We start from the raw sequence: 6,013 nt of genomic DNA on the forward strand, positions 1-6,013 counted from the left end.
ACCCACGCCCCCGCCGCACCCGACCAACCACCCCCAGAAGCCGCCGCCAAACCGCCGGCCCCTAACGCCAACTGCAGAGGAGCCAAAGCGAGTACCGCCTCACCCTGAAGCAGATCCATCGGCGACTTCGGCGACCTAATACCAGCGGCAGGGGAGTCAAAGCGGGTAGCGCCCAAGGGATGTCAGGTGCGGAGTTCCTTGGCAGCCGTCCGATCTTTGATGGATGTCCAGTCCTTTAGCGACTTCACGTCCGCGGCTCGGTGTGCGGGGTTCCGTGCGTTCTTCGTAGCTCCGCCACCGACATCGTGATGGTCAAGGCACAGGGGGCGACCAGCGTGATGCGGCCGTTCTGGTCAGGAACAGGCCACCTGCCGCCGCGCCCGCGCGAGCCGAGGACGCTGCCGAGCCAGCCACCGGTCACGAACTGCCGAGCTAGGAGACGGAGATCCGGGCTAAAAGATGTGCACGCGACGGGCCTGGACGTCGAGACCCCCAGTACGACGGTCGCCCTCTCCTAACCCCCCCGCCAGAAGGTGACGCGGTGCCCGGCGCGGACGCCATCGTCGGCGGCTACACCGCCCAGCAGGCCGACACTGGACGGTCCGCAGTGCGCCGACCTCGCGCTGCCCGTTCTCGCGGGACGCGTCGCCTGCGAGGTCCCCGCCCCGCCAGACGGTGAGCGCCTCGGGGACCCTGCTCCCGCGCCCGCCGGACGAGCGCGAGGTCGCGGCGGCCGTGGCGCGGGAGCCGCGCGCACACCGCCTTGACGGGCCGATGAGGACGAGGGCAATGAACAGGTGCTGCTTCTGGCCGACCGGACAGCTGGGTTTGTCGCAGGTCGGCGGGCCGCTGATCGTGGTGGGCGCGGGCCTGCCGCACCACGCCGATCTTGCGCCACTTCCGTCCCCCGGTCCTCAGTTCGGGTGGGGGGCGCGGCACGGCGGTCACGTCCGGCGGGGAGTGGTGTAATAGTTGATCTTCGTGTGAGCCTGTTGTCGCAGGTTAAGCAGCGAGCTCGCGGTTGTCGATGGTGTGGTGCCTGCCGTCCTCCTCGTGCAGCCCGAGTTCTGGCCGGAAACTGCAGGCCCATGTGGTGGCCAACCCCGGTCCACTCGGCTGTCTGCTCCATCAGCACGACGTCAACGAGGCGGAGGAGCGCGGCTCGAGCAGGGAAGATCCCGACCCACCTCGGTCCGCTGGCGAATCTCCTCATCCGGCTGCCTTCGAATTGTTGGCCCTGCTCCGCCGCCATGGCTGCGACGGCAACGCGGTGGAGGCTCAGCAGACCGGGTTCAGAGCCTGGTCCAGGTGCTCTGTCGCGTCAGGAGGCTTGTCCTTCAGCACGGGCTTCCTCGGCGGCGGGCCTCGAAGAGGGGGGCGCGGCCGGAGCCTTACTGCGCACGGCGAACGGGTCGGACCGCCCGTCGCGCCGGGCGGCTTGCGCCTCCTGGTGGACGGGTCAGCCCGCCCCGTCACACTGTCCGGCGGGCGGCTCGGGTCACCTCGTGGGGGGCTGGCCGCTCCTCCGCCTCGCGCCGCGCGCGGGACCCGCCCTCGCGCCGGTTCGCCTCGCGCTGGCCGGGTTCGCGGCGGGGGCCGTCCTGCGCCGCGCTCGAACCAGTCCGGCTGCTCCGACCACCAGGACCCCTCGGGCCACTGGGGTTCCTCGGACCAGCTCGCCTCCCAGACTGCCGGTCTCGATGAGGGGTCTGGTCGAAGATGGTGCGTACCAGCGTGGCCACCCACGGCTGGCAGCACTTGGGTCATCCTGGTCAGCCGCAGCTAATGTGCGCTCGGCAGCGGTGGCCTGATCACCTCGACCCGTTCGGCATGGGCTGGCCACCCTCACGCACCTTCCGGGGCGGGGTGTCGAGCATCTAGTGCATTTCGCTGACCTGGAGATGCCAGCCGCTGCGGCGATCACCCAAGCAGCTATGAGGTGGATAACCCTCTGACCAGGGCCTGATCGACCCGGCGACGCCGCTTCGGAAGCGATTCCGGGAAGTAGGACTCCGCACCATGCTGTCCATGGCGTGTGCTCTTATCCTTCGGTCCTGGTGGCGTTTCACGTCACGGCGCCATGCCCCTCGCCGACCAGGGGCTTCGCAGGCTTCCGTCGGGCGACCATCGGTCTGTCCGGTGCAAGGTGGTCGCTTGCCGATCGGCATGTCGGTATGTCGCCAGGTGAAGGCTGGCGGCGCGACGGATGCTCTCGCGAAGCTTCACGAGAGTGGCCTAGTGCGCTGATCACATACGTTCGCCGGGTTGGTGACACGCCGGTCGGGGTCCGTGGGACCGCGGAGGACGTCGCCTTCCCGTCCGGGACGACGGGCAAGACCGGAACGGCGGAATTCGGGGAAGGTGGCGACCCGCCCACCCGCGCATGATTCATCGACTACCGCGCCGACCTGGCGTTCGCCGTGAGCGTTGAGGGCGGAGGGACAAGCGCCGAAGCCGCTGCCTCCATCGCGGACGCGATTCCTCAAGGCCACCGGGTGAGGAGCCGAGGGCAGGCCGCCGTCCTCGCGGCCGAGGCTGCTCACCGTGCCTGTTGAGCTCTTGAGGCCGACCAGGCCGTCCAGCCCCGGCTGAGCACATACGCGGCCAGCAGCATGAGCGTGACCACTCCGTCGGCGATCAGCGCTGCGCCGGCGCCGTCGGTCTCGCTGCCGAAGGACAGGGCGGCCAGGGTCAGGCCGAGTTTGTTGAGGATGGCGAGCTCCCAGATCCCGGCGTAGAGCCGGGGGCGGTAGCCCAGCAGCAGGAACACGCCCGCGAAGACACCGAAACCGAGCATGCGCCAGGTCTCGACCATGCGTGTGGCGGGTCCGGCGTCCGCGACGTCGCCCACTGCGCCGGCCACCGCGGCGGCGGCCCCGGCGGCAGCGAGGACGAGCAGGGCCCGCGCGACGCGGTCACGGATCCGCGCGGAGCCGGTGTCGGTCTCGACGTGAATGGATTGGGCACGAGCGGGCATCGATGTCACCTTTCTCCCTAACGGTGTTAGGACGCTACCCTAACAGCGTTAGGGTGAACTGGAAAGGCGGGACGGATGGCTTCCCACGCACTGAGTCGGCTCACCCCCCGAGCCCGGGAGATCGTGCAGACCGCGCGGCAGCTCCTCGAGCAGGAGGGCCCCGATGCGCTATCGATGCGTCGGCTCGCCGCCCAGCTCGGGATCCGCGCCTCCTCGATCTACGAGCACCTCCGCGACAAGCAGGCACTGGAGGCGGCGCTGATCTCGGTCGGCTTCGAGGAGCAGGCCGAACTGTTCGCGCAGGCCGTCCATCGATCCGACGCGCCGATCGCCGCCCTCACCGCCGCGTACCGCGACTTCGCGCGCCGCCAGCCGAACCTCTACCGGCTGATGACCGAGCGGCCCCTGCGCCGCGACCTGCTCACCCCCGGCGTCGAGGAGGCGGCCGCAATGCCGCTTCTCGACGCCACCGGCGGTGACCACGAACGCGCACGGGCCATCTGGGCCTTCACGCACGGCATGGTCATCCTCGAACTGAACCAACGCTTTCCACCCGACGCGGATCTCGACACCACCTGGCACAAGGGCATCGACGCGTTCCACGATGCGGGCAGCTAATGCGGTGTCCATGAACGTTTGCCGGTTTGGTCACGTTGCCTTGGTGCGTGGGCGGGCCAAGCGTTGTTGTCGTTCGCTGCGGATGCGGGCGCGTTCGCGGCGTTGGCGGCCAGGGCGTCGGGGTGGCGGGCGTTGGCGTTGCGCCACCGCAGGGACGCGTGCAGCCTGCGGGCGAGCACGGTGTGGTCGGGATGGCTCGTATCGCCCATCACACGAAGGTCCGCAAGGGCCCGAACTGTGCTTCGGTCGGGTTCGCCCACGAGGCGTAGGTCGGTGTCAGGCACAACTCGACCTTGTTCTTGTTCGCCCAAGTGCGGATCGCCGGGGTCTTGTTCGCCGACAGGTTGTCCATGATCACGTAGATGGGTGCGCCGTCGGGGCGCGCGGCCCGGATCGACTTGAGCGCGGCGAGTGAGTGATCGCCGCCCTTGCGTCTGCGGATCACACCCCCAACTGGTCATCGCCCAGGGAGTAAAAACCGTGGAGGTAACGGACGCCGTGGGTGCGCCGGTAGGTCGCCGGCAGCCGGTCCGGCCGGGACGGCGCGCCCACGCCGACACGTGGCATGGGCGGATCGATAGCGGCCCGAACTGGTCGAAAACGAAAGTCCGATCGGGGAAACGGCTGGTGACGTGCTTGATGCGATCCAGCTTGGCATCGGAGTCCGGATCGGACGATTCCTTCCAGGCCCGGGTGCGCTCGAAGGAGATTGCGCGTGAGCCGCAGGATCTGCCGGAGCCGTTCCAGGCCGATATCGATGGTGCGAGGGGCCCCGGCCGCCAGATAATCGGCGAGCTTGCGGACGCTTCAGTGCGTGAACGGACGTTCCAGCTCGACCGGATGCGTGGTGGCCGTCTCGACGATGAAGGCGATGTCATCGTTGCTGATCAGGCGGGGACGGCCGGCCGCCCACTTAGGGGCCAGGCAGGCTAGCCCGCGCTCGTTGAACGCGTGGATCACATCCCGGACGGTGTCTTCTTCCGCGGCGACCAGCCGGGCAATCGCCGACACCGGTGTCCCGGACGCAGACGCCGTGATCATCATCGCCCGGCGAATCCGGATCGACTCGCCTTTGCCTCGCCGCATGATCTGGGTCAACCGCTGACCTTCTTGGTCAGTCAGTTGCCGTGCCCGAACCGGCTCTGCCGCCCGATGGCCTCACTCTCAACAGCGATGTGGTCGCTATCGAGACTGAGGCCGGCAAACCCCGCGACCGGGTGTCACCAACCCTGCGAACGCATGTGGTCACCGCATTAGGTGGTGGGGCTGATGCAGTCAGGCCGGTGTCGGGGATGGTGGTGTTCGTCAGCGGGTGCGGACGTCGGCTCTGCCCGTGTGCAGGTAGCGGGCGCGGCCTTCGTCGTCGTCGCCCAGGAAGGCGACGGGGCCGTGGCCGGGCTCTGCAGGCAGTAGGGAGTCTCCTCGCCAGCTGAGCAGTTCCGTCCGGTAGGGCTTGTCGCCGAGTTCTACCGCGAGGCCGAGGGGGATCTGCTCAAGCCACAGCCGTCCCTGGTCGTCCGTGCTCACCGTGGTTTCGCTTGTGCTCGACCGGTAGACGCCCGTGTAGCGCCGGGCGTCCAGGCGTGCTGTGGGGTTCGGGACGGGCTCGGCGGGCACCTCGACGATTCTGCCCAGGATCTCCTTCATCAGCGGCTTGCGGTCGCCGCCGTTGGTGAAGACCGCCACGCACACGTCGCGGTCGGGGTCGATCCGCAGGACGGCCGACTGCCCGATGGTGTTGCCGTCGTGGCCGAATACCAGGCCGCCCGGCAGGTCGTAGAGCGTCCAGCCCAGGCCCCAGGCCGTCCCCCAGTCGATGTCCGGTAGGGCGACCTGCGGCTCCCGCATGGCCCGCAGGCTGTCGTCGGTGAGATGCGACCGGGCGAAGGCCAGCAGGTCGCGCGGGGTCATGGCGAGCATCGACCCGGCGGGTGCGTTCGAGCGGGCCATCGCCCAGACCGGGGCGGGACGTCCGTCGAGGTGCCCCACTGCCGCGCGGTGCAGGATCGCCTCGTACGGATCGGTCGCCGCGTGCGTCATGCCCAGGGGCGTGAACAGGTGGTCCCGCATGCACTGGTCGAACGGCTCGCCCCGCACTACCTCGACGATCCGCCCGAGCACGCTGTAGCCCGCGTTGTTGTAGGAGAACATCTCCCCGGGCTCGAAGATCTGCGGCACGTCGGCCAGCAGTTCGACGTACCTTTCCAGGCAGTCGTCTCCCTTGCCCGTGTCGGTGAACACGTCTCCCTCGAACCCGGCCGTGTGGCACAGCAGCTGCCGGACGGTCGCCTTCCGGAACCCGGGAAGGTAGCTGTCCACCGGGGCGTCGAGTTCCACCAGCCCTTCGGTGACGAGCCCCATCACCAGTGTCGCCGTCAGCGTCTTGGTGACCGACCCGATCTGGAACACCGAGTCGAC

General features: G+C 68.9%; 3 protein-coding genes and 1 pseudogene. 1 reads left to right on the forward strand and 3 read right to left on the reverse strand.

The genetic code is table 11. The features are described 5' to 3' along the window. Positions 1-2,539: 2,539 nt before the first annotated feature. Entirely contained in the window at positions 2,540-2,977 is a 438-nt protein-coding gene (locus ETD96_RS39760; RefSeq protein ID WP_138641647.1) for a hypothetical protein, read from the reverse strand. A 123-nt stretch (positions 2,978-3,100) separates the two neighbouring features. Between ETD96_RS39760 and ETD96_RS39765 the strand changes: the two genes are divergently transcribed. Further along, entirely contained in the window at positions 3,101-3,595 is a 495-nt protein-coding gene (locus tag ETD96_RS39765; protein ID WP_240808560.1) for a TetR/AcrR family transcriptional regulator, read from the forward strand. Between the two features lie 30 nt (positions 3,596-3,625). Here the strand turns inward: ETD96_RS39765 and ETD96_RS47985 are convergent. Then, positions 3,626-4,717: pseudogene (locus ETD96_RS47985) on the reverse strand (IS630 family transposase). A 183-nt stretch (positions 4,718-4,900) separates the two neighbouring features. Further along, positions 4,901-6,013, reverse strand: a 1,113-nt coding sequence (locus tag ETD96_RS39775; protein ID WP_138641649.1) for a serine hydrolase domain-containing protein, incomplete at its 5' end; no start/stop codon positions are given.

Origin of the sequence: Actinomadura geliboluensis (assembly GCF_005889745.1) — a bacterium.
GTDB classification, from domain to species: Bacteria; Actinomycetota; Actinomycetes; order Streptosporangiales; family Streptosporangiaceae; genus Spirillospora; species Spirillospora geliboluensis.

What these genes read in the sequence shown, in the direction of transcription:
- ETD96_RS39760 (WP_138641647.1), bottom strand. Translation starts at nt 2,977, where the DNA reads ATGCCCGCTCGTGCCCAATCCATTCACGTCGAGACCGACACCGGCTCC.